The organism is Pelosinus sp. IPA-1 (genome assembly GCF_030269905.1).
GTDB lineage: Bacteria > Bacillota > Negativicutes > DSM-13327 > DSM-13327 > Pelosinus.
In genome coordinates, this window is the sequence record NZ_BSVC01000012.1 from 1 (window position 1) to 23,990 (window position 23,990).

Sequence of the window (23,990 nt, forward strand, 5' to 3'; positions counted from 1 at the left end):
TAATGCGCCATCGAGCTCTTTACCGACTGACGCACCAGTCCAAAGGTTGATTTGAAAATGATCCTTTTTGATTCTTTCAGCTAGAGCCATTGGTACAGCTTTTGGGTAACCAGATGGTGTAAATCCACTAGTTCCGATATTCATTCCCGGCTTAATAACTGTCGCAGCTTGCTCTGCGCTTACAATTTTTGCATGAAGCGCTTTGTTACGCACACGATCTTTGATATCAATCATTTTAATACTTTCCTCCAAACATTTGAGTGATTAATTCGTTGGTAGCTGCCTTGCTAAGTAGAAAGACAAACTACTTAATCCGACTGACAAGTCCTCATTGATAATTCGGACACTATCAGGCACCCTTATTTTCCTTGGCGCAAAGTTCCATATCCCACGTATCCCATTCGCAACTAACTGATCTGCTACTCCTTGGGCATACGCTTCTGGTACGGCAATGATGCCAATATGAATTATTTTCTCCTCCATCACCTCTTTTAAACGGTCTAAATGAAAGACCTCTGTACCTTTTATACATTGCCCAATTTTATTGGGGTCAATATCAAACATAGCAACTAAATTGAAACCTAGTGAGTCAAAATTACGATAATTAGCTAATGCCCAGCCTAAATGTCCAACACCAATTACGGCAATATGCCAATTATAATCTAGCCCTAGTATTTCTCCAATATTGCGAATGAGTTCACTAACATAATACCCAACACCCTTTTTACCAAATTGACCAAAAGATGCCAGATCTTTACGAATTTGTTCAGGAGTTACACCTAAACGTTGTCCCAACTCTTCTGAAGAAATAATCTCCATACCCTCTTCCTGGCTAAGTCTAAGAGTACGAAAATACAATGGTAAACGGTCTATAGTAGCCTTAGAAATGGCATTCTTATCCTTAATATCTCTCACTCAAAAGCCTCCTCTAATGTCAGTGGCAAGCGCTGCTAATAACATTTTTTTCTCTTTTCTCTAGTATGTACAATTTCTCACATAAACCAGAAAATCCTGCCTCAGAATTAGAGATTATTCAAATTTTATTTTATTTTTTTAATTATTATCTATGTTTTTTTACTAATCATACCAATTTTCTCTTTTTTTTCCTGCATTTTATCTTAATATGCAATTAAGGCATAAACTGCATTCTTAAATACTTTCTTTTCCCCAATAGCAAAAATAGAGCGCAATCGCTCTATTTTTTGAAACATCTTTATATTACTTTTCTTAAAGAATAACCTTGATCATAACGCTGCTGATTTTATTGCAATAACACCAGCGCAAATTGAGTATATATTATGTGTGTGAAAAATTTTAGTATTCGCATTATTTATGAAAAAATCATAGTCACATAGTCAGATAATATTCTTTTCTCTAGTATGTACAATTTCTCACATAAGGCCAAAAATCCTGCTTCAAAATTAAAAATTATTCAAATTTTATTATATTTTTTAATTATTACTATTATGCAGCTAAGGCATAAACCGCATTCTCAAAGACTTTCTTTTCCGCAATAGCAAAAAAATAGAGCCCAAGGCTCTATTTTTGAAAACATCCTTATATTACTTTTCTTAAAGAATGACCTTGATCATAACGCTGCTGATTCTGTTGCCAAACAACAACAATCAGCGCATTTAACAACCAAAACAACATAGATAATTGTATATTAAACAGTACATAGTCTGTAAATCCATTTACAATAAGGCCACAAATCGCTCCTACTATCCCCAGCATAACACCTGATGAATGATATGCTGCTTCTTTTATCGAGGACAAAGCTAAACGAAAGTGTCCATACATCATAACTAAAAAAGCAAACAAACCTGGAATACCAATCTCAGCAGCAATATTTAAGTACATATTATGTGCGTGAAAAATTTTAGTATTCGCATTATTTATGAAAAAGTCATAGTCAGGATATACCATCCAATAAGCACCCCAACCGATACCGAAAAAAGGTTTATCCATTATCATTGCAATGGTGCTTTCCCATAAGGCAATCCGCAAAGTAGATGAGGTATCTGTAGGATTTGTTATGGACATAATCCGCTCTAATAAGGCATCATGAGCAAAAAATCCAACAATAGGTACTACCAGCAGCAACCAAAAGATTTTACGATTACACAACATGCCATACATGCCAATGATTGCTAATACACTGAGCCAAGCACCCCGTGAATAGGTAAGAACTAAACACCCACCAAATAGAATAACCAACGCAGCCAGGATCACCTTACTATTGAGCGTAGCCGCTTTATATCCCATACCTGCAGCGATGGCCATCATAGTTACTAAAAAACCAGCTAATAAATTAGGATTTTCTAAGGTAGAAAATACTCTCATTTTAAGATCAGGAAATTGTGCTCCATCTACCCACTCAACGGCTGAAACCGTTGCGCCAAAGAAGTACTGATAAAATCCATATAAGGAAACTACTAAGGCTGATGCTAACAGACTCCATATCAATCGTTTCACTTGGCCTCGAGAGCGAATGTTATTGACAGCTAAATAGTAAATCAATATGTATCTTCCCATTAAATTATAGTAATTATAAAAACTAAATCCTCGGTCCGGTGAAGCCCATATAGAAGCCGCAGATAATACAACTAACAAAGCTATCCCAAAATCAAAAGGAGTTGCCTTAAAATCCATCCTGCGCATTACAGCCATTTTTCCTAGCCATACCAGTGCACCAAGGCCTAAAAAACCACTGCTGATCTTCAGTGACAGCGGCAAAAAAAAGGTCACCGCCAGAATGCAGTGCTCAATTATATATTCTAAAAAATACTGTGTTTGGGTCGTTCTATATGTTATATACACAATTTCACCTGTCTAATAGCATTTGCTATTTAATATTTTCTTTCAATACAATACTATTTACAAATGCCAAATTCAATGCCATTTTTTATTATAACCAAGAACAAATCATTTGTCTACTTACATATTATTTTCCTAGCCTCACCAATTAAGTACAACGAGCCTGCAATGCAGATTACATTGCCCTCTCCAGCTAATAATTTGGCTTTTTGCAAACCTTCATTAATAGAGTGAGCTACTTCTATATAAGCCGCTTGTATTTCCCGGGCAACATCCTCTGGCTTACCCGCCCTCTGGGAGATAGGAGCTACTACAACCACCTTATCCTCAGGACATATTAGGGTTGTAACAATTGTTTTCACATCTTTATCTTGTAAAATTCCCAATAAGAATACAATTTCTTTATGTCCATAAAATTGATCTAAATTTTCACGCAGCGCTCTTGCTCCATCTGGATTATGAGCTCCATCAATAATAATCGTTGGGCTTTTCGATACGATTTCAAATCTTCCAGGCCAACAAACTTGGCATAAACCTTTTTCAATTGCTGGTAAATCAATTCTTTTTTCACTTTTCCCTAGGATCACTGCTGTCATAACCGCAACTGCACAATTATCAACTTGGTGAGCACCTAAAAGATTGACAGCAAAGTTTCCAATTTCCTCTTGCTCTTTAAGCTTTACTCCTACTTTTTGATAATGTTCCTCCATTCCGAGAAAAGTCCCAGAAAAGTCTTGCCCATTTACATAACATGCAGTGGATTTCTCCTGAGCAGTTTTTATTATCACCTCTAAGGCTTGCCCTTTAGCTGCTGTAACTACGGGGACTCCTTGCTTAATAATACCGGATTTATGATGCGCAATTTCTTCTATCGTGCTACCACACTTATCTATATGATCTAATGTAACATTTGTAATGACAGATAAAATTGGCATAATAACATTGGTCGAGTCAAGCAATCCACCTAAACCCACTTCAATGACAGCATACTCTACTTCACACGATGCAAAATAGTAAAATGCTGCTGCTGTTAATACTTCAAACTCTGTTGGATGATCGAAACCTTGTAATACTATTCTATCCACAAATTGGCTTGTATACGCAATTGCTTGGGCAAATTCCTCTGGTGATGCCTCTTGTCCATCCACAATCATCCGCTCCGTATATTCTGCTAAATGGGGAGAAGTATACATGCCCGTTTTTATGCCTCCGTTGTTTAAAATAGAAGCTAGCATGGCAGTTGTTGAACCTTTACCATTTGTTCCCGCCACATGAATACTTTTAAACTTTTTTTCTGGATGATCCATTAACTCCAACAACTTTTCAATTCGCGCTAACCCCAGATTAATGCCAAACTTATTTAAATTCGCTAAATAACTTAGGGATTCTTCATATGTCACACTTGTCACACCCTTCTAATAAAAAAGAAATTGAACCACAAAGACACAAAGGACACAAAGGGAACTATCATAAACTTCCCTCATACCTACTTTGTGTGCCGCCGCAGCGGCATTGTGCCTTTGTGATTCTAATATTGCTTTATTATAAATTTTTATCGTTTAGAATCTATAACGTAGCCAAATAAGCTAGTCTTTCACGAATGGCTGTTTGTTTTTCTTGGTATTCGCCTGCCTTTGCTTTCTCCTTGGCGATGACCTCAGCTGGCGCTTTGGCGACAAACCCTTCATTGGATAATTTCCCCTCAATGCGAGCAATTTCTTTGTCCAATGTAGCCAATTCTTTATTCAAGCGAGCTGATTCTTTTTCTACATCAATTAACCCTTTGAGAGGCAAATAGATTTCAACACCACTTACCACAGCGGTCATGGCATTTTCAGGTTTAGCTTCTGCATCATCTAATAATTGAATAGGTTCTGCAGCAGCTAACGTTTTCAAATATGACAAGTTCTTTGCAAAAACTTCTTGCAGCTCTTTCGCAACAATTTGCAAAATAACCTCACTCTTTTTCCCTGGTGGCACATTGACCTCGGCACGCATATTTCGAATGGACTTAATGGTTTCCATAATAGTATTCATTTGAGTTTCTACATCGTCATTAATCAATGTTGAACTGTCCATTGGCCAATCAGCTACCATAATACTTTGCCCTTCATGCGGCAAGTGCTGCCAGATGGTTTCTGTAATAAAAGGCATAAAAGGATGTAATAGTTTTAGTGTATTTTCAAGTACATACCATAGGACATATTGGGCAGTTGCACGCGCTGTAGATTCTTCTTTATTGTATAATCTTGCTTTTGCCATTTCAATATACCAATCGCAATACTCATTCCAAATAAACTCATATAGCAGACGAGCTGCTTCTCCTAATTCAAATCGTTCTAAATTACGTGTCACTTCATTCACAGTCTTTGCATAACGACTTAAAATCCACTTATCTGCTAAGGTAAAGTTGTCTTCCTGCTTTGCCCTTACTCCATAATTGGCTAATGTATCAACACTATCTACATCTTCCAAATTCATTAGCACGAAACGGGAAGCATTCCATAATTTATTGGCAAAGTTACGACTTGACTCTACTCTTTCCCAGTAAAAGCGCATATCATTTCCTGGCGTATTACCAGTCACTAAGGTAAACCGCAAAGTATCTGCACCATTTTTATCAATAACTTCTAATGGATCAATCCCATTCCCTAAGGATTTACTCATTTTCCGTCCTTGGGAGTCCCGAACCAAACCATGAATAAAAACATGTTTAAAAGGAATTTCCTTCTTAAACTCTAATCCCATCATGATCATTCTAGCTACCCAGAAGAAAATAATATCATATCCTGTTACCAATACACTAGTAGGATAAAATTGTTCTAATTCCTCGGTATCTTCTGGCCAGCCCATAGTGGAAAAAGGCCACAAGCCGGAACTAAACCAGGTATCTAGTACATCCTCATCTTGTTCAATTTTATGACTGCCGCACTTTGGACATACATTAACTTCTTCCCTTGCTACAATAGTTTCACCACATTCGCAATACCAAGCGGGAATACGATGTCCCCACCAAATTTGCCTTGAAATACACCAGTCCCGTATATTGCTCATCCAATTAATGTACGTTTTTGTAAATCGTTCGGGAACAAATTGAATTTCACCTGAAGTCACAGTTTCAATGGCTGGTTCAGCTAGCGACTGCATTTTAACAAACCATTGCTTAGATACCAAAGGTTCTACAACTGTGGTACAACGTTGGCAATGACCTACTGCATGCATATGGTCATCAATTTTCACCAAATACTCTTTCTCATCTAAATCCTTGACTAATACTTTACGGCACTCATAACGATCAAGTCCTGCATATTTACCCGTGCCTTCTGACATTTTTCCATCGTTATCAATTACTACAATTTGCGGTAATTTATGACGTAATCCCATTTCAAAATCGTTAGGGTCATGAGAAGGAGTAATCTTAACCGCACCTGTACCAAAAGCCTGATCAACGTATTCATCGGCAATTACGGGAATTAATCTTCCTACTAACGGCAGAATTAGATTTTTTCCAATCAAATGGCTATATCTGGCATCTTCCGGATTAACTGCTACTGCGGTATCTCCCAAAATAGTTTCTGGCCGCGTAGTAGCTACTGTCAAATACTCACCTTCACTCCCCTCTACTGGGTAACGAACATGGTATAAATGACCTGGCTTTTCTTCATGTTCTACTTCAATATCACTTAAAGCAGTATTGCAGCGTGGACACCAATTAGTGATCCGATTTCCCTGATAAATAAGGCCTTTTTCATATAAAGAAACAAAAACTTCCCGTACAGCCTTGGAACAACCTTCGTCCATGGTAAAACGCTCTCGCTGCCAATCACAAGAAGCACCCAAACTTTTCAGTTGTTTAATAATTCTGTCGCCATACTGTTCTTTCCATTCCCAAACCTTTTCAATAAACTTTTCCCGCCCCATATCATAACGAGAAATGCCTTCCTTTGCTAACATCTCTTCTACTTTAATTTGGGTAGCAATACCTGCATGGTCTGTTCCTGGCATCCACAATGTATTGTAGCCTTGCATACGGCGAAAACGAATTAAAATATCTTGTAATGCATTATCTAAAGCATGCCCCATATGTAATTGCCCCGTTACATTAGGAGGCGGAATAACAATACTAAAAGGTTTTTTCCCCTTATTTACTTCCTGATGAAAGAAACCATTATCTTCCCAATATTTATACCATTTTGCTTCTACCGCCTGAGGGTCATATACTGTTGGAATATTTTTTTCTGTCAAAATTAACTCCTCCTACTTTTTGAAAAATAAAAAAGCTCCTTCATCCTATAAAAGGACGAAAGAGCATACTTTCGTGGTACCACCTTGTTTCTTCGAGTAAAGAGAAATAATACTTACTCGAACTCCAATACCATAACGGGGCATAACCGACTGCACCTACTATAAGTTCAATGCAATAGCTCCAGGACTACCTTCCGCTACCCCATTCCGAGAGATCTTTCAGCCAAGGATCTCCTCTCTAATCGGCGGCAATAACGTACTCCTTCCTATCATCGCTTTTAATATATATACCATACTATACCTATAGTATACAGTCTTTGTCAAGATTAGTGAAAAAATACTATATCGATACTACTTAGGCAAAATCTTTTACAGGAAGCTTCAACAAATGCATCATCTGTAGAAAATTGTCAGCTTTTAACTCTTGCCCCGCTAGCAGAGCAATTTTAGCACAAGTTCGTGCATCATGCAGAGCATTATGATGATCAAAGTCAATCTGAAAACGCTGAGCTAATGTATTAAGCTTATAGTTCTCTCCACCAGGCCATGTTTTTTTCGCAATTTGAACTGTACAACTATGTTTAAAAAATGGCATAGGCAATGAATATTCCCTCAGGATACCTCGTAGCACGCTAATATCAAAAGTTGCATTATGGGCAATCACAATTTTATTTTCAAGATGCGGACGAATCCGTTCCCACAATTGATCAAAAGTTGGTTTATTCACTACATCTTCTGGGTGAATGCCATGCACCTGTATATTACGATAGTCAAATTTAAGAACTGGCGGGCGTATTAAAGAGTAAGCTGATCGGACGATTTGTCCATTTTCCACTGTTACCGCAGCCATGCTACATACACTAGAACGACTCGCATTGGCCGTTTCAAAATCAATTGCTACGAAATTCATTCTTATTGGCGCTAACTCGCGCACTTACTCCTCTCCATGATACATTATTTTTTAGATACATATTCTTTAGTATATCATAATATCGAATTACATCGATAGCCTTAATTCAACTACATTCTTAAATTGCACTAATACACAAATTACCCAAATTCGCATCCTAGTTAGAATTAGAAGTCCTGAGAGTGAGTAAAGGATATTATAAAAGTACTACCTCGCCCTTCTTCGGACTGCACCTCAATACTACCATTATGCTTATTAATGATGCTTTCACAAATTGCTAAGCCCAAACCAGTCCCATTATCCTTTGTTGTATAGAAAGGATTGAATATTTTCTCTAACTTTTCCTTTGCTATGCCACTACCTGTATCAGAAATCGTTACTACAATTTGTTCGTCAACTAAAGTCGTCCGAATTGTCAACATACCGCTATCATCCATTGATTCAATTCCATTACGGGTTAGATTAAAAAGTACTTGCTTAATTTCTTTCTCGCTTAATAATTGATCAGGGAGATTTTCCGCTAAACATAGATCTACTACCACATTATTCTTGGTTGCATCCGTTGCCACAAGAGGAAATGCTTGCCTAATTATAGTATTAATGTTGTGCTTATTTCGTTCAATCTTTGTGTTTCCTGCTAGAGAAAGAAAATCCGTAATAATGCTTTCAATGCGAATTAATTCTCCTAAAACAATATCAAATTGTTCATTTAAACTAGCTGGTACTTTAGATCCTAAATATTGCAAATATCCCTTAATTACTGTCATTGGATTGCGTATTTCATGTGCTACGCCAGTCGCCATTTCCCCGATGAGATTCAATCTATCCATTTTGTATAATGCATGACGCATTTGTTCATATTCTGTAATATCATGAAATATCGCTAGTGCCCCCCTATTTCGCCCTTCCATATCTCTTATTGGAATCGCGTTAATCAACATTTGCTTATTCATTATATCGTTAGAGACATTCCTCACCGCGATTCCGCGCAACGCTTTTTGCAAAGGACTCTCTTTCCACTGAGTACCAATATGGGCTGTACGAAACTCAGGGTTTGAACCGATTAATTTTTCTTTTGTAAATCCAGGGAAAAATAAATCAATATAGGCTTGATTACCATTTTTAAAATTACCAAGTTCATCTACCATAATAACCGCAAAAGGACAAAGATCAATGAGTTGATTAAAATCCCGAGCCGATTGTACAGCGCTTAATTGAGACAACTTTCGTATTGTAATATCTCTAACTGTGCATAAAACTGCCTCCACAATTCCCGCAGAACTATATAGAGGATAGAGATAATACTCAAAATAGCTGATTCCATAACTTGTTAATTGAGGATCCTTTAACTCATTTTCCACTGGTTGTCCCATTGAGAAAACAGTTGCAAGGTCCTGTTCTAATTGCTCATTATGAGGTAGCCCTATTTCTCTACGTTCCTTTCCTTCCATATCAGAAGGTTTTAAGCCGATATAACGTGCTCCAAATCCATTGACAAATAAGTACCTGTGTTGCTTATCAAATACACTTACCTGGTCTGGAAAACTACATTCCTTAACTGGATTATTAGCGATAATTTTTTCTAACTGTTCCTCTGTTGATTTTAAATTACGGATGTACTCTTTAATTGCCCCTGACACAATATCTTACCCTCCAAAATTCACCTATCTACCAACATATTACAATATAACGATATGCATAATTTGTAATTTTATGGTAATGTTTTCATAGTTTTAATTATAATTTAAATATTTGTGTCTTTAGGGGGAGAATTTTAAAAATTAAAAAGAAAAAGACCAAAATACAAGGCAGAAATAGCCTTTTTTTAGTCTTTTTGTCGTATAGTTTATCCGATGACTAAACCGCTCTAAGACTCCCATCTTCATCTCGTTAACAGCCTGTAATATCCTGCCCTCTAGTTAAGATAACAGTCTGTAAACTCGAAGTAAGTTCGCTCTAAGGATTTTCGAATCCAAGGCTCACTTATCTCGTTAACAGCCTGTAATATCCTGCCCTCTAGTTAGGATAACAGTCTGTAAACTCGAAGTAAGTTCGCTCTAAAGATTTTCGAATCCAAGGCTCACTTATCTCGTTAACAGCCTGTAGTATCCTGACCTCTGGTTAGGATAACAGTCTGTAAACTCGAAGTAAGTTCGCTCTAAGGATTTTCGAATCCAAGGCTCACTTATCTCGTTAACAGCCTGTAGTATCCTGACCTCTGGTTAGGATAACAGTCTGTAAACTCGAAGTAAGTTCGCTCTAAGGATTTCGAATCCAAGGCTCACTTATCTCGTTAATAGCCTGTAATATCCTGCCCTCTAGTTAGGATAACGGTCTGTAAAACTCGAAGTAAGTTCGCTCTAAGGATTTTCGAATCCAAGGCTCACTTATATAAGTGGGAGTTAAGAGCGGCTAAGTCCCTGGATAAGAAAGGCTAAGATTCAGATGGAGTTAAAACTCCATCTGAATCAAGTCTTCTTTATAAGTAAACAAAGTAAATATAAATATTAGAAATTATTATAGATAGTATCATCAATGGAAAGGCAATCTTCATGTAGCCAATAAAAGATATTGGCCTACCATGGGCAGCAGCTAGACTTGATACCACTACATTAGCAGAAGCACCGATTAAAGTACCATTCCCACCAAGACAGGCCCCTAACGACAAGGTCCACCATAGGGATGTAACATCTATATGACCAATTTCTCCCATTGATTTTATTAAAGGAATCATGGTAGCCACAAAGGGAATGTTGTCGACAAAAGCAGAACCGATAGCAGAGAGCCAAAGAATTAGAACGTGCATCAAAATAGTATTTCCCTGGGTAACATTCATTGCCCAATGTGCTACCATCCTAATAATTCCTGTAATCTCAAGCCCACCTACTAAAATGAACAAGCCTATAAAGAAGAAAATGGTGTTCCATTCTATTTCCTTAAAAACGTCTTCTGGTTCAAGGCCTCCTACCAGCAGTAGAATTGCTGCCCCTGCCATTGCCACAGTGGCGGAGTCCAAATGAAGAGTTTGATGCAATACAAATCCACCAATCGTCAGACATAAAACGGCAATACATTTTTTCATTAAAGGGATATTTACTAGAAATGAAGATTCTTCTAAGGTCATAATGCGTTGTTTTTGATTAGGACAAATCTCCATATCCTTCCGATATAGCCAATAAAGAGCCAAACAAGTTACAATACTTATCATTACTATCGGTGGTATGAGATTGATTGCAAAATCATTAAACCCGAGCCCTGTAGCACTGCCAATCATAATATTGGGTGGATCACCAATTAAAGTAGCAGTCCCTCCAATATTGGATGCTAATATTTCTGCAATAAGAAAAGGAATCGGATTGATCTGCAGCATATCGCTAATCGCAAAAGTAACGCTAGTAAATAAGAGTACTGTCGTAACATTATCCAAAAGTGCAGAGCAAGCCGCTGTCAGGCAAAAAAAGACGACGAGAATTTTCAATGGATTACCATTTACCAACTTAGCAGACTTCAATGCCATATATTGAAACAACCCTGTTTTACTGGTTATGGACACAATGATCATCATACCAACTAAAAGACCAATCGTATTGAAATCAATCATCTTTATGGCTTCTTCTTGTGACATAATTTTAAGTAATAAAATAAAAATAGCACCTATAAGAGCAACTTTTGTCCTGTGAACTTTTTCCGAAATAATCACTGCATAACATATTACAAACAAAATCAAAGCAATCCAAGCCTGTTCCGATAACATGATATTCTCCTTACCTCTTATTTTTAAAAACTCTTTGTCATTCTTTATCTTTCAAAAAGGCTAAAGGGCAGTTAAACTGTCCTTTAGCCTTTTTGATTTAAATATCATTCTATTTAAAGCCGAAAAAAACATATTACTTTAACTTAAACCTTCCGGGCTAACTTTACCCTCTGATTAAATACTCTAACAATATTTTAGTATCTTCTGGTTCTGAAGCAACAATTTCAATTTCATCGATTTTTGCTTCACTAAATATTTTTGATAATGCTAAATACTGACACAGTTTTGATTTTAAATTTAACCGATCACCTTCTGAAGTTACTAATTCAATCTTCCCTTGACACTTATCAAGGACTTCTAAAAACTTCTCTACATTAGTTATTCCTATAATTTTCACAGTATATTCCTCCTTTTTATAAACGGAGCTCCTTAAACCAAGGTATGATAACTATCTCTTCGTCATGACTCCATTTTTTTCCTGCCTAAAACTCTTGCTGCTTGCTCACATACTACTAATAAAAAAAACGACATATTAACTATATTAATATTTTATCGTAAGAGGTTATACAAGTAGAGCTATTACTCACGTTGTGAATAATAGCTCTACACCTAATTTATACTTTCCTCTAAATTGCTAATCTATAATTGATAGATTGCAATTTAATAATTGTTTTTTTCTTTGTTGTGTTCAGAATGCATCGGCCTCTTACCGTTCATCATATCGGATACATGCTTTTCAATGTTCGCTTTCATTTGCTCGGCTTTATCAGGTGAAATTCGCCCTGCCTTCACACCTTTTTCAATACGCTCAAGCATTTGTTCAGCCAGGGTTGTCTTAAGCATCTCTTCTGACACACCATGTTCTTTGGCGATCTCCACCAAGGTCTTACCAGCGTTCATTTCATTTTTTAGACTCTCATCACTCATTTTCAACAGTTCCAATAATTTAGTTTTATCAAAGCCAGCATGGTGCTTTTGTCCATGACTGTGGTGCATATTCCCCTTACCATTCATCATATCTGATACACGTTTTTCGATATCGGCTCTAGTATATGATTTTTTGTTCTCAGGTAATTTACCTTCTTTTGCTCTTTCTTCCATATGCTTGGTCATTTGCTCAACCATAAAGTCTTTTAGTTCTTGTTCAGAAATGCCGTGTTCTTTTGCAATCGTAACTAAAGACTTACCATCTTTCCTTGCTGTTTCAAAGGTTTGGGCATCTAATTTTAAGAATTGAAGTAACGCCATATTATCTCTGTGATGATCTTTCATGCCTTCTTTTTTAGTAAAATCACTTTGAGCAGATGCAGTTGAATGATTCAATCTTATGTTCTCTTCTTTATCTGGAGCAGAAGCAGCCATAACTAAATTATTTGCGGTAAGCATTGTTGCAACACTAATTGCCAACATCCATTTTTTATTTTTATTCATTATAGTAACCACCTTTTCTTTATCTTTTGTAGTGAAGACCACATCTGTATTATGAAGTCTAAGTTTTAGAATAACTTTTGATTTAAAGAAAAGATGGCTTAACTCTCTTTTGATACTTTGTTAATTGGGATTGATACGGTAAACTTAGTACCCACTCCTAACTGACTTTCAACCTTTATCTCCCCTCTATGTTTCTCAACAATCCATTTTGCAATTGCCAGCCCAAGGCCTGTTCCCCCTTTATCTCGAGACCTGGCCTTATCCCCGCGAAAAAAACGATCAAACACTCGGGGTAAATTGTTCTTAGAAATTCCACATCCAGTATCCTGCACAGAAAAGACAATATCTTTGTTCACTTTACAAGCAGCCACGAAAATAGTTCCTCCCTGCGGTGTATACTTAAAGGCATTGTCTAGTAATATAACGATTAATTGATGAATACGCTCCTGGTCCGCAATAAGCTCTAAATTAGGTTCAATATGAATGGAAAGACTAATTTTATTTAAGTTATCTAATGATCTAAAATGTTCGATTACAATTTGTATCAAGTCACTAACATTAATTAGACCTAAACGCAGTTCCGATTTGTTCGCATCCGATCTTGCCAGGGTTAACAAACTTCCTATTAGTTTGGTCATACGTGCCGATTCCTTCATAATATTATTAATTCGATAACTTTCTTGTGCAATAGTACATTCTGGGTGTCTTAGCATAAGCTCAGCGTTGCTATAAATTCCCGTGATTGGTGAACGTAATTCGTGAGAAGCATCGGCAACAAACTGCTGCTGCTTTTCCCATGCAGCTTCAATTGGTATCATCGCCCGCCTCGCTAAGAGATGACCAGCTAGGACAATGATAAGCATACCAGCTATTAGTCCCCCAATAATAATCCAGAGAAGATTATTAAGTAACCCAACCTCAGAGTCAACAATGCTAATCGCGACTACCTCTTTGATCTTAAATTCTTCTTTTGGGCTCAAAGTCTTATCATTAGGGTAAGGTACAATCAATCCACGATATACATGGTTCTCATATTCGATTGTTTGCATTTCTCCTGTACTAAATTGAGAAGCGATTGCAATAAGATTACTACTCTCTTCTGTTCTAAAGGGTGTTAGATTGACAATATGTCCTTCCTCATCACGCAAAATCAGAAAGATTCTTGGATCTAATATAGGACGTCCCCTCGGCTGTAAGACTCGACCATTTTCGATTCGCACAGAAGAAGCTTGAAACCTCATAGCATCATCCACTTTATCATAAAGCCGAAAGGACAAATAGCCATAAATAATTGAAGTAAGGGTAATAAAGATGAGCAAAAATACTAGTGAATTTAAAGCAGTTAACTTACGAAGTGTTTTTTTAAACATCTTCTACTTCTCCTTAAGCATAAATCCAGAACCACGTACCGTTTGAATAATCGTATCTAATCCGTAGGAGGCCAACTTTTTTCTCAAATAATGAATATATAGGTCAACAATACCAATCGTAGTTTCGGAATCAAACCCCCAGATCCGATCAAATATCTGGTCCTTAGTAAGAATTTGTTCCTTATTTAAGATGAAAAATTCTAAGACTTCATACTCCTTGGCAGTTAATCCTAAGGATTGTTCCCCTACAAAACCATCCCGCACTTTACTCTTTAGCAATATTTCCCCAAATACTAATTCACCTTCAAATCCAACACTACTCTTGCGCCGGATAAGTGCTTTTATTCGAGCCAAAAGTTCTCTGATCGCAAAAGGTTTTACTAAGTAGTCGTCAGCACCAGTCTCTAGGCCAATGACACGATCGTCTACACTGTCCCTTGCTGTAAGTAACAAAATTGGCGTTTCATTCCCATTATTTCTAAGGCTTTTAACTATGTCTAATCCATTCACCTCGGGCAGCATAATATCAAGTACTAGAAGATCATAGATACTTTGTTCCGCCATAAATAAACCTTCATCGCCTGTCGTAGCTTCATCTACGTTATACCCTTCCTCTTTTAAAAGCGTAACTACAGCCTCCCTTAGTATACTATCATCCTCAACTACCAAAATTCTCATAAAACCCCTCCTTAATTGCCACTGATACGTATATTAGATTAGGCTACTTGTTTGGATTCATCACTCACTCCCCCATGAAAGAGCATTTTTTATTGGATTAATTTTTAAGTTTTTATTTCCCTCTCTTGCTTTAGATAGGGTCATTATGATTGGGTCATCAAGTAAATCAGGTTCCCATTCCTTAACTTTTTTCTCAATCCAATCTGATTTTGCAAGAAAAGGTTCTTCCTGCTCCATAGAAACGTTTCTTATTGTGTCATTGCTCCCGTCTATCGGTTCAGAAATATATATGATTGCTGCTACGGGGGAAGCCATCAGAATAAAGGTTGTAATGATACTCAATATATTGTGCAGTAAGCGTCTTAGTAAATTTTTCATAATATGCTCCTTTCTGTCTGAATTACATTTATCACCCTATTATAAATTAAAAGTTTTAGTTTTTTTTTTGAAAGATCCTCACCCTACTATATCCTAACCAACTGCTTACTTTAATAAACGTAAAACCTTACCACCCATACCCTGCTTCTAGGGGCAGCACTAAATATTCTATTTAATCTAAAAAAGCCCTCGCATAACCTGCGAGGGCCTACATGGTGAATAAAAAGTTCAAATGGCAAGGCGTATACAAATTATCGCGTGAGCTTACCCTTGTTCTACTGTAACCTTATTCATTTTATCGCCTTTTTTAATTTGATCCACGACATCCATACCTTCAATAACTTTACCAAAAACAGTATGAACACCATCTAAATGAGGTTGTGGCTCATAAACAATGAAAAACTGGCTGCCGCCTGTATTAGGACCAGCATGAGCCATAGACAATGCGCCCCTATCATTCTTATGAGGATTCCCCTTTGTCTCACAAGGAATCTCATATCCAGGCCCACCAGTACCATTTCCTTTTGGGCAACCACCTTGTGCCACAAAACCTTTAATTACTCTATGAAATGTAAGCCCGTCATAAAAACCTTTGGCAATTAACTTTTCAAAATTAGCCACAGTGTTTGGTGCTTCCTTGTCAAATAATTCAATTACAATATTCCCCTTATCCATCTCAATAATTGCTTTCTTCATGATAACCCCTCATTTTTACATTATTTTGGCTATTATACCATAATTGACTCAGGATTACCAAAATACCTTACCTCATAACCTTCCCTACGTTATTGCGAAAACCCCCAAAATAAGCCGTCTCACCTCATTAAGGATAAGACGACTACTTAAGTCACCTAGACTGGTGATGGACCATCGTCTACAATTTCAATTATATTGGTATTCTCATCGGAATCAATACCACAAATGACATATTTATTTTTATATTTCTTACTGTCCGTAGAGGGTAAAACCACAGTTGCTTTTGTATTGTCCATGAAGTCAACATCCACAAATGTTTTATTTTCTTTATTTTCAACATTTGTTACCTTGCCAGTTTTAACCATTGAAGCACCTCCTTTATAATAGTATCTCCATTAAAACACTTTAATTAGACATATAAAAATTCCCTAAGTTGATTAAACTTAGGGAATTTAAACTTTAACTATTGGTAATAAGGTACAACAATGCTAAGCCGCCAATCGTTCTCATTACTTCTTCATGGTGCTCTTTTTCACGTTGTTGACGCTCATGCCATTGCCATTCTTCCTCGTGCTCACGACGTACCATTTCTCTTTCATGACGGGCTCTTTCTTCCTGTATCCGATGATCTCGGTTATCCCAGTGGTCTCGGTCCTCATTATGATGTTCATATCGTTCTTCATAATGTCTACCTTCATGCCTTGGTGATGCCTCTATTACTGCTGTGCCTATGCCTAATTGCATAATACCTATCATTGAGCAAATAATTCCTTTTTTTACTATATTGTTCATGGGAGAACCCTCCTTTATTTTCTATTTTCATTATAATCTGGAAATGTGACAAAAATATGACTACATAGTCAGATTTTACATGAAAATATAAAAAGGGTAACTCATCAGGCTTGCAATGCCAAAGCAAGCTATTACGAAACCTGAAACTTGATTAATCCACTTAAGTCTTTGAGAATCAAATTTCCCACGAAGTACATTCACTGTTCCACTTAATATCAACCACCAAAGCATCGAACCAACAAAAACGCCAAGAACTAACAACGCTGCTAACATATAATCCCCACCAGTTGTTGCTACCCCCAATCCTGAGAAAACTGCCACAAAAGACATGATCGTCATTGGATTTGTCAATGTTAAGAAAAAGGCAGAGGCATAGGAACCTAAGCGATTTTTATCTTCTTCCTTTGAGGCTATTTCCACTGGAGTAGTTTGGAACGTTATATAACCAAGACGAAGTAAAAACAGTCCACCAATCAAATGTAAATAGACTTGATTATCTAGTAAAAAGGTGGAAATAACCGTTACGCCAAAGGCAGCGATTAAACCATAAATACCATCAGCCGTTGCGGCACCTAATCCCGAAAGGAAACCATTTAGCAAACCATTTGCTAATGTTCGCCTAATACAAAGAACTCCGATAGGTCCTACTGGTGCGGCTATCGAAAACCCAAGTAGTACTCCTTTAGTAAAGAAAAACAGATCCATTTCACTGTAAGCCCCCCTTACATTTTTATAGGTAATATTGGAGTTTCTTTAATGGTTGACAGTATTATCGTGGTTCGCGTTTTGGCCCCTGGCAAAGACTTTATTTCTTCACTAATTAATCGTTCTAGATCACGAGTACCTGAACAACGCACTTTAATAATATAATCTTCCGCACCAGCTATGTGATGGCACTCCATAATCTCGGGAGACTTATTAACTAAATCCAGGAATGCTGTTCTATTTTCAGGTTTATCCAATGTGACAGATATTAAAGCTCCTAAGCCACAACCTATCTTTTCAGGGTCTATCAACGCTGAGTAACCTTTTATTATCCCCATTTCCTCTAACTTACGAACCCGATCAGCCGCAGCAGGGCCGGACAATCCGAGAAGCGTTCCAAGTTCTGCCCACGTTGTACGAGCATGTTCCATAATTCGTTTAACAATTTTCAAATCATTAGTATCCAACGGTGTAAACCTCCATTATCAATGTATTACCACTACAATACATTCATTTTAAATATTTGTAAAGATTAACCTATAAAAAAGAAAAAGAGCCCAAAGGGCTCTCCGTTATTGTTATTTTAAATTTAACGTAAGAATCTGATCGTAATATCAGGTAGATATTTAGCAATCGAGCTAAATATTTCTGTCTTAATCCGATCATCTTTAACTAAGGTTTCGATCGCATGGCGTTCAATCACTATATAAGGTTTTACGACACCTAGCAATGGATGATGAAAAGCAGAATCCAATGTTCCGCTTTTAGCCTCAACAACGTGAACCCCATCCATCATCAACGTGTATGTGCCAACAATATTCCCGTCTTCTGTCACTTGTAGTCCCACCATATTTTTACGGCCTGATAGCATATGATCCATTATTGAAAAAATATGTGGGTGCTGTTCTTTAAAACTAGTAAGCAATTCACGGCGAAAGTTAAGTAAATCTTCTTGAATTAAAGTATCTATACTCATTCTTAATTTCCTCCTTTGCAATGTACTAGCATTTAAGATTCCCATTGCAAAACAATCTTATCAGTTTAATTAATGGTATTATATCCAAAAAAACCCGTAAATTCTATTATCTTTCACTATAATGTTCTCTAATAATAAAAACACTCTTTGAAAGTCCAAATGCTGTGGCTTTCATTAACTGGCCAAATAGTATTACATCAATTTATTAATTTTTACTTGTTTTATGAAAGCTTCCACTTCAATTTTTTCAATCATTCCTGCGCCATGATGCAAAGCATTCGATGCCGCAGTAGCCGTAGCTAATTTGATCATTTCCTTTATTTCCATCTTCCGCGCTATCCCTACGGCAAATCCAGCAACAAGGGCATCACCACAACCAACAGGATTTATTGCATCGATATGAGGCGGAATTACTTGAAATACTTCACCTTGATAACCTACTAGCGCGCCTCGTGAACCCATAGATAAAACAAACAATTGAATACCCTCATGCAAATAGTGTTGAATGGTAGCACAGAGCTTACCATCTGTATCCAGTGAATACTCAAGTACCTTTTCTAACTCTTCTTTATTAGGCTTTACCATATAGGGCTTACCCGCTAAGCCCTCACTAAAAGAATCACCACTACTGTCTAATATGGAATAAGCCCCGTTTCTATCAGCTATTTCAATCATTTGTTTATAAATAGTAGGGGGAACCCCTCTAGGAATGCTACCTGACATAGCGACAACTTTAGCCTTTCGAGAAAGACCATCAAACTTTTCTAAGAATGCCATCAATTCTTCCGGTCTAATCTTGGGCCCATTTTCTAATATCTCTGTACTTGCATGATTGCTTAATATATTAATGCATAGCCTAGATTCTTCCCTAATTTCTTGAAGATCACACTGGATAGCTTGTTCACTTAAGCTTTTGCCAATATATCTGCCGTTATATCCTCCAACAAAGCCTGTAGCTACTACTTCCTCACCAAGAACACTCGCCACCCTAGCAACATTTATCCCTTTACCACCAGGAAGGGCGGTAATTTCTCTTGCACGATTCACTTGTGTGAGTGAAAAGTGATCTACAGCATACGTTTTATCAATTGCTAAATTTAAAGTAACGGTTAGTATCAAATTCTTCACCCCAACACTTATTTTTTATTAAGTCTTGTTTACTTATTAAAAATGAGGACTACTAATAATTAGTAGTCCTCTCATTTGTATCATCTACAGCAGCATAGAATTCTACGACTACACCAATGAAAATTTATAATAGACATCTTCCCAATACTCCTTATCTTTTGGGTTATACTCTATTATCGTGCATGAATTTTTCACGATTTGTCTCAGTTCTGACAACCCCTTAGCCTCTCCTAGTGCTTTCATTTGTGTTAATATATTTCCCATAGAACTAGCCTCGACCGGTCCTGCGATAACAGTTTTTCTCGTTAGATTCGCTGTGATTTCACATAATAAGGAATTTTGGGCACCACCGCCAACAATGTGGATAACGGATATAGGATGTTTGATTGCAGTTTCTAGTTCATCGACCATCTTTTTATAAGTACAGGCTAAACTTTCAATAATACACCTTATCATTTCCGCTTTATTATTAGGAATATGTTGCTTTGTTCTTAGGCAATAGTCTTTTATTTTATTAGGCATATTGCCTGGAGATAAAAATGTATGGTCACTTAAGTCAATGAAGGACTTATTATCTTTAATTTTTTCTGCCATTTCAACCATGAAAGGATAACTAATCTCTTCACCATTACTTTTCCAATATTTTCTGCACTCTTGCAAGACCCATAGTCCTGTTATGTTTTTTAACAGCCGAACTGTATCATCAATTCCACGTTCATTCGTGAAAAACACTTTACTTGTATATTCATCTATGATTGGCTCCTTAATTTCCACCCCGATCAAAGACCATGTACCACAGCTAATGTATGCTGAATACTCCTGAGATATCGGAACGCTAACTACTGCCGATGCCGTATCATGAGATGCGGTAGAAATTACTTTTGTTGTATTGCATTTTGAATTCCCCAATATATTCGGAGACAATGCACCTAATACAGTCCCCGATGGAACAATCTCCGGTGTAAACCATTTTTCATTAAATCCCAGTTTCTTTAAAATTTCTATATTCCACTGGCGTTCATAAGGATCTAACAAGGAACTAGTACTTGCAATTGAATATTCAGTTGCTTTTATCCCCGTTAAAAAATAATTAATCAAATCTGGCATAAATAAAAGTTTATCTATGTGATCTAATAAGGGTGAACGATGATACACCATGGAATATATCTGAAAAATGGTGTTGATTTGCATAGGTTGTACACCGGTCTTTTTGTATAATTCTTGCTCCGTTACCTTCTTATACAAGATCTCTGGGATATGATTGGTTCTCTCATCTCTATAATGAATAGGATTACTTACCAATCGACCTCTTGTATCTATTATTCCAAAATCAACACCCCAAGTATCGACTCCTAAAGATGCTACTTCCTCTTGTACATTACTCATACCTTGCTTTATCTCTTCGAAAATTAGCGGCATATCCCAGTATAGAGTATGACTAAGGGTAATCGGATTATTGTCAAATCGATGTATTTCTTCTAGATTTATTTTGTTTCCATCAAACGTTCCTACTATGCATCTACCACTACTAGCCCCCAAATCGACAGCTAATAGATTTAGGTTTTTCACACGATCCCCTCCCTTTTTGGGAACTTATCATGGGTAAGGAGTAACTCAAGTATTTTAACTATACAGAGCACCAAATGTTCTACATGCCGCATAATCAGCCTGTTCTAAATTCTCCGTACCAAATGAATTCCAAACTTTTGGTCTAAAGATCCGCTCTTCAGAAACATTATGCATATTAACAGGTATTCTTAGCATTGAAGCTAATGTTATTAATTCTGCACCTATATGTCCATAACTAATTGCTCCATGGTTTGCCCCCCAATTATTCATAACCGAATAAACATCTTTAAAAGCTCCCTTACCCGTTATGATTGGTGCAAACCATGTAGTTGGCCATGTTGGATCTGTTCTATCATCAATTTTATCGTGTACCTCTTTGGGTAATTCAACGCTATGGCCTTCAGCTAATTGCAATACAGGCCCCACCCCTTTAACAATATTCAATCGAATCATCGTTAAAGGCATACCCCCTCGAGTTAGAAATTGGGTAGAGAATCCACCACCCCTAAAATATCCAAGATTGGCAGTTCTAAATCGCGTAGCTTTTAAACACGCTGATACTTCATCATCTGTAATCTCCCAATAAGGCTTAATTACTGGCTTATTTTCTCGCATCTCTCTTCCAGTACCATCTAAAGCCGCCGACCCTGAATTAATTAAATGTATAATTCCCTTCTTACCATAGCCTTCTAAGTCATAGCCAGTAACACGTTTGACTGATTCAGGACTCCAATAAGTACGTACATCGGAAAAAATTTGAGCTGTATTGGTTAATAAATTGCCTAGCAACATAGACACTCCATTTAAGGAATCATTTTCAGTTGCTATCAAATAGGGTGCTCTTTTACCATTCCAATCGAAAGAGGAATTTAATATGGTTTCCATAAAATCTCCATTAGGAAAATGGTCAGTCCATTGTCGTTGTCCTTGGAAACCTGAAAGAATCGCATTATGTCCTAAAGCCTCTTCCCCAAATCCTAAAGCATGTAACTTCTGATTTCCTACCATTAAATCTCTGCCAATTAGAGTCATCTTTACAATTGTTTCCCAATCCTTATCTTTCTGCTCCCGAGTAAGCTGTACGTCTTTAGGGTTGTTGTCCGGGCCTTCTTGGCAATTTTCTTTAACCCAAGATAAAGCTCTTCTATATTCATCTTTATCATATATTTCTTTATCAATACGACGTATGAATTCTGACATATCAATATATTCATTGCGCATACCTAAATAATCCTGAAAGAAGGCTGCATCTACTATGGAACCTGCAATTCCCATGGATACAGACCCCATCGATAAATAGGATTTCCCTTTAATCGATGCAACAGCTAATCCAGCCTTAGTAAATTGGAGTAATTTGTCTTTTACATCCTGGGGTATCGTTGTATCAGAAGAATCTTGCACATGCTGCCCATATATCCCAAAAGCAGGAATTCCTTTTTGTGCATATGCCGCTAATACTGCTGCTAAATAAACAGCACCTGGTCGTTCTGTACCATTAAATCCCCATACAGCCTGAGGGATTCTAGAGTCCATATCCATCGTTTCTGACCCGTAGCACCAACATGGCGTTACCGTTATAGAAAGTCCTACATTATTAAGTTTAAACTTTTCTGCAGCTTCTGAAGCTTCTTTAACGCCACCGATGCAACTGTCAGTAACTATACATTCTACAGGTTTCCCATCTGAATAGGTTATGCTATCACTTAGAAACTTCGCTACACTCTTTGCCATATTCATTGTTTGTTCTTCTAAGGATTCTCTGACTCCGTTCTTCCTGCCATCAATTGTTGGCCGAATACCAATTCTTACATAGCTATTTTTGCTCACTTTACTCCCCTCCATCAGTACTTATTTCTTTAAACATTTTTTACCTGGATGTCTTCCTACTACCTTGTATACCTTTTCTCTTAGCTCTAGCAACTGTGTTACCTTTTCTGCCGATAATTCCTTAGGAGTTCCTATATTACTAGATAAATACAAAAGTTTTGCATAAAATTCTAAAGACTCCATTTTATAATAAGCACTTACGACATTTTCCCCATAAGTAACTGCACCATGATTAGCAAGTAATACTGCATCATACTCTTCTAAATAAGGTAATAAAGAATCAGGTAATTCAGTTGTGGATGGTGCACCATATTCTGCAATTGGAACAATTCCAAGTGCAATCGTTGCTTCAGGCATAATCTGCTTATCCAATTGTATATGACATATAGCGTGAGCAGTCGCATGTAAAGGATGGGCATGAACTACAGCGCTAATATCCCCTCGCTTCTCATATATTTTAAAATGCATTTTGATCTCAGAAGATGGTCGCAAACCTTGCGGGTTGTCTTCAATCAGTTCTCCATTTCCATTAATTTTGCAGAGCATTTCTGGCGTCATAAAGCCTTTCGATACACCAGTTGGCGTACAAATAAACGAATCTTCCCCTAACTTAACTGATATATTTCCATCATTCGCAGCTACCATATCTTTTAGATACATCCTTCTTCCCATGTCGCATATTTGATCACGTAAAAGTTTTTCTCTTGTATCCAA

The 23,990-nt window shown here is 37.1% G+C and carries 22 protein-coding genes, 1 pseudogene and 1 other annotated feature; all 23 genes and pseudogenes read right to left on the reverse strand.

Annotated features, from left to right (window positions below):
- A pseudogene (locus QSJ81_RS22985) lies at positions 1–234 on the reverse strand (acetyl-CoA hydrolase); the annotation flags it as partial.
- Between the two features lie 30 nt (positions 235–264).
- A complete protein-coding gene (locus QSJ81_RS22990) occupies positions 265–915 on the reverse strand; it encodes a redox-sensing transcriptional repressor Rex (RefSeq protein WP_285719680.1) in 651 nt (216 codons plus the stop codon).
- A gap of 642 nt (positions 916–1,557) precedes the next feature.
- Complete coding sequence (locus tag QSJ81_RS22995; RefSeq protein ID WP_285719681.1) at positions 1,558–2,820, reverse strand: O-antigen ligase family protein; 1,263 nt, start codon at positions 2,818–2,820, stop codon at positions 1,558–1,560.
- 113 nt (positions 2,821–2,933) lie between these two features.
- Entirely contained in the window at positions 2,934–4,217 is a 1,284-nt protein-coding gene (locus QSJ81_RS23000) for a bifunctional folylpolyglutamate synthase/dihydrofolate synthase (RefSeq protein ID WP_285719682.1), read from the reverse strand.
- 166 nt (positions 4,218–4,383) lie between these two features.
- Positions 4,384–7,062, reverse strand: a complete 2,679-nt coding sequence (locus QSJ81_RS23005; protein WP_285719683.1) for a valine--tRNA ligase — start codon at positions 7,060–7,062, stop codon at positions 4,384–4,386.
- Between the two features lie 48 nt (positions 7,063–7,110).
- Positions 7,111–7,344, reverse strand: a binding site (T-box leader).
- Between the two features lie 73 nt (positions 7,345–7,417).
- Positions 7,418–7,996 (reverse strand): 3'-5' exonuclease, encoded by a 579-nt coding sequence (locus QSJ81_RS23010; RefSeq protein ID WP_285719684.1) that lies wholly within the window; start codon positions 7,994–7,996, stop codon positions 7,418–7,420.
- Positions 7,997–8,139: 143 nt separating this feature from the next.
- Complete coding sequence (locus QSJ81_RS23015; RefSeq protein ID WP_285719685.1) at positions 8,140–9,612, reverse strand: ATP-binding protein; 1,473 nt, start codon at positions 9,610–9,612, stop codon at positions 8,140–8,142.
- An 839-nt stretch (positions 9,613–10,451) separates the two neighbouring features.
- Positions 10,452–11,726 (reverse strand): ArsB/NhaD family transporter, encoded by a 1,275-nt coding sequence (locus QSJ81_RS23020; RefSeq protein ID WP_285719686.1) that lies wholly within the window; start codon positions 11,724–11,726, stop codon positions 10,452–10,454.
- Positions 11,727–11,889: 163 nt separating this feature from the next.
- A complete protein-coding gene (locus QSJ81_RS23025) occupies positions 11,890–12,123 on the reverse strand; it encodes a polya polymerase (protein WP_285719687.1) in 234 nt (77 codons plus the stop codon).
- 263 nt (positions 12,124–12,386) lie between these two features.
- A complete protein-coding gene (locus QSJ81_RS23030) occupies positions 12,387–13,157 on the reverse strand; it encodes a DUF2680 domain-containing protein (RefSeq protein ID WP_285719688.1) in 771 nt (256 codons plus the stop codon).
- Positions 13,158–13,255: 98 nt separating this feature from the next.
- Entirely contained in the window at positions 13,256–14,527 is a 1,272-nt protein-coding gene (locus QSJ81_RS23035; RefSeq protein ID WP_285719689.1) for a sensor histidine kinase, read from the reverse strand.
- Positions 14,528–14,530: 3 nt separating this feature from the next.
- Positions 14,531–15,205 (reverse strand): response regulator transcription factor, encoded by a 675-nt coding sequence (locus tag QSJ81_RS23040; protein WP_285719690.1) that lies wholly within the window; start codon positions 15,203–15,205, stop codon positions 14,531–14,533.
- A gap of 60 nt (positions 15,206–15,265) precedes the next feature.
- Positions 15,266–15,583: a hypothetical protein gene (locus tag QSJ81_RS23045; protein ID WP_285719691.1), complete on the reverse strand. Its 318-nt coding sequence runs from the start codon at positions 15,581–15,583 to the stop codon at positions 15,266–15,268.
- Between the two features lie 264 nt (positions 15,584–15,847).
- Positions 15,848–16,279: a peptidylprolyl isomerase gene (locus QSJ81_RS23050; protein ID WP_285719692.1), complete on the reverse strand. Its 432-nt coding sequence runs from the start codon at positions 16,277–16,279 to the stop codon at positions 15,848–15,850.
- Positions 16,280–16,434: 155 nt separating this feature from the next.
- Complete coding sequence (locus QSJ81_RS23055; protein ID WP_285719693.1) at positions 16,435–16,644, reverse strand: hypothetical protein; 210 nt, start codon at positions 16,642–16,644, stop codon at positions 16,435–16,437.
- A 94-nt stretch (positions 16,645–16,738) separates the two neighbouring features.
- Positions 16,739–17,071, reverse strand: coding sequence for a hypothetical protein (locus tag QSJ81_RS23060; protein ID WP_285719694.1), 333 nt, complete (start codon positions 17,069–17,071; stop codon positions 16,739–16,741).
- Positions 17,072–17,146: 75 nt separating this feature from the next.
- Positions 17,147–17,776 carry a LysE family translocator gene (locus QSJ81_RS23065; protein WP_285719695.1) on the reverse strand — a complete coding sequence of 210 codons (630 nt, stop codon included), beginning with the start codon at positions 17,774–17,776 and terminating at the stop codon, positions 17,147–17,149.
- A gap of 17 nt (positions 17,777–17,793) precedes the next feature.
- A complete protein-coding gene (locus QSJ81_RS23070) occupies positions 17,794–18,243 on the reverse strand; it encodes an Lrp/AsnC family transcriptional regulator (protein WP_285719696.1) in 450 nt (149 codons plus the stop codon).
- 122 nt (positions 18,244–18,365) lie between these two features.
- Positions 18,366–18,752, reverse strand: coding sequence for a hypothetical protein (locus QSJ81_RS23075; RefSeq protein WP_285719697.1), 387 nt, complete (start codon positions 18,750–18,752; stop codon positions 18,366–18,368).
- A 192-nt stretch (positions 18,753–18,944) separates the two neighbouring features.
- Positions 18,945–19,871 (reverse strand): 1-phosphofructokinase family hexose kinase, encoded by a 927-nt coding sequence (locus tag QSJ81_RS23080; protein WP_285719698.1) that lies wholly within the window; start codon positions 19,869–19,871, stop codon positions 18,945–18,947.
- Between the two features lie 117 nt (positions 19,872–19,988).
- A complete protein-coding gene (locus tag QSJ81_RS23085; RefSeq protein ID WP_285719699.1) occupies positions 19,989–21,449 on the reverse strand; it encodes a rhamnulokinase in 1,461 nt (486 codons plus the stop codon).
- A gap of 54 nt (positions 21,450–21,503) precedes the next feature.
- Positions 21,504–23,276 (reverse strand): L-fucose isomerase, encoded by a 1,773-nt coding sequence (locus QSJ81_RS23090; RefSeq protein ID WP_285719700.1) that lies wholly within the window; start codon positions 23,274–23,276, stop codon positions 21,504–21,506.
- A gap of 21 nt (positions 23,277–23,297) precedes the next feature.
- Complete coding sequence (locus tag QSJ81_RS23095) at positions 23,298–23,990, reverse strand: class II aldolase/adducin family protein (protein ID WP_285719701.1); 693 nt, start codon at positions 23,988–23,990, stop codon at positions 23,298–23,300.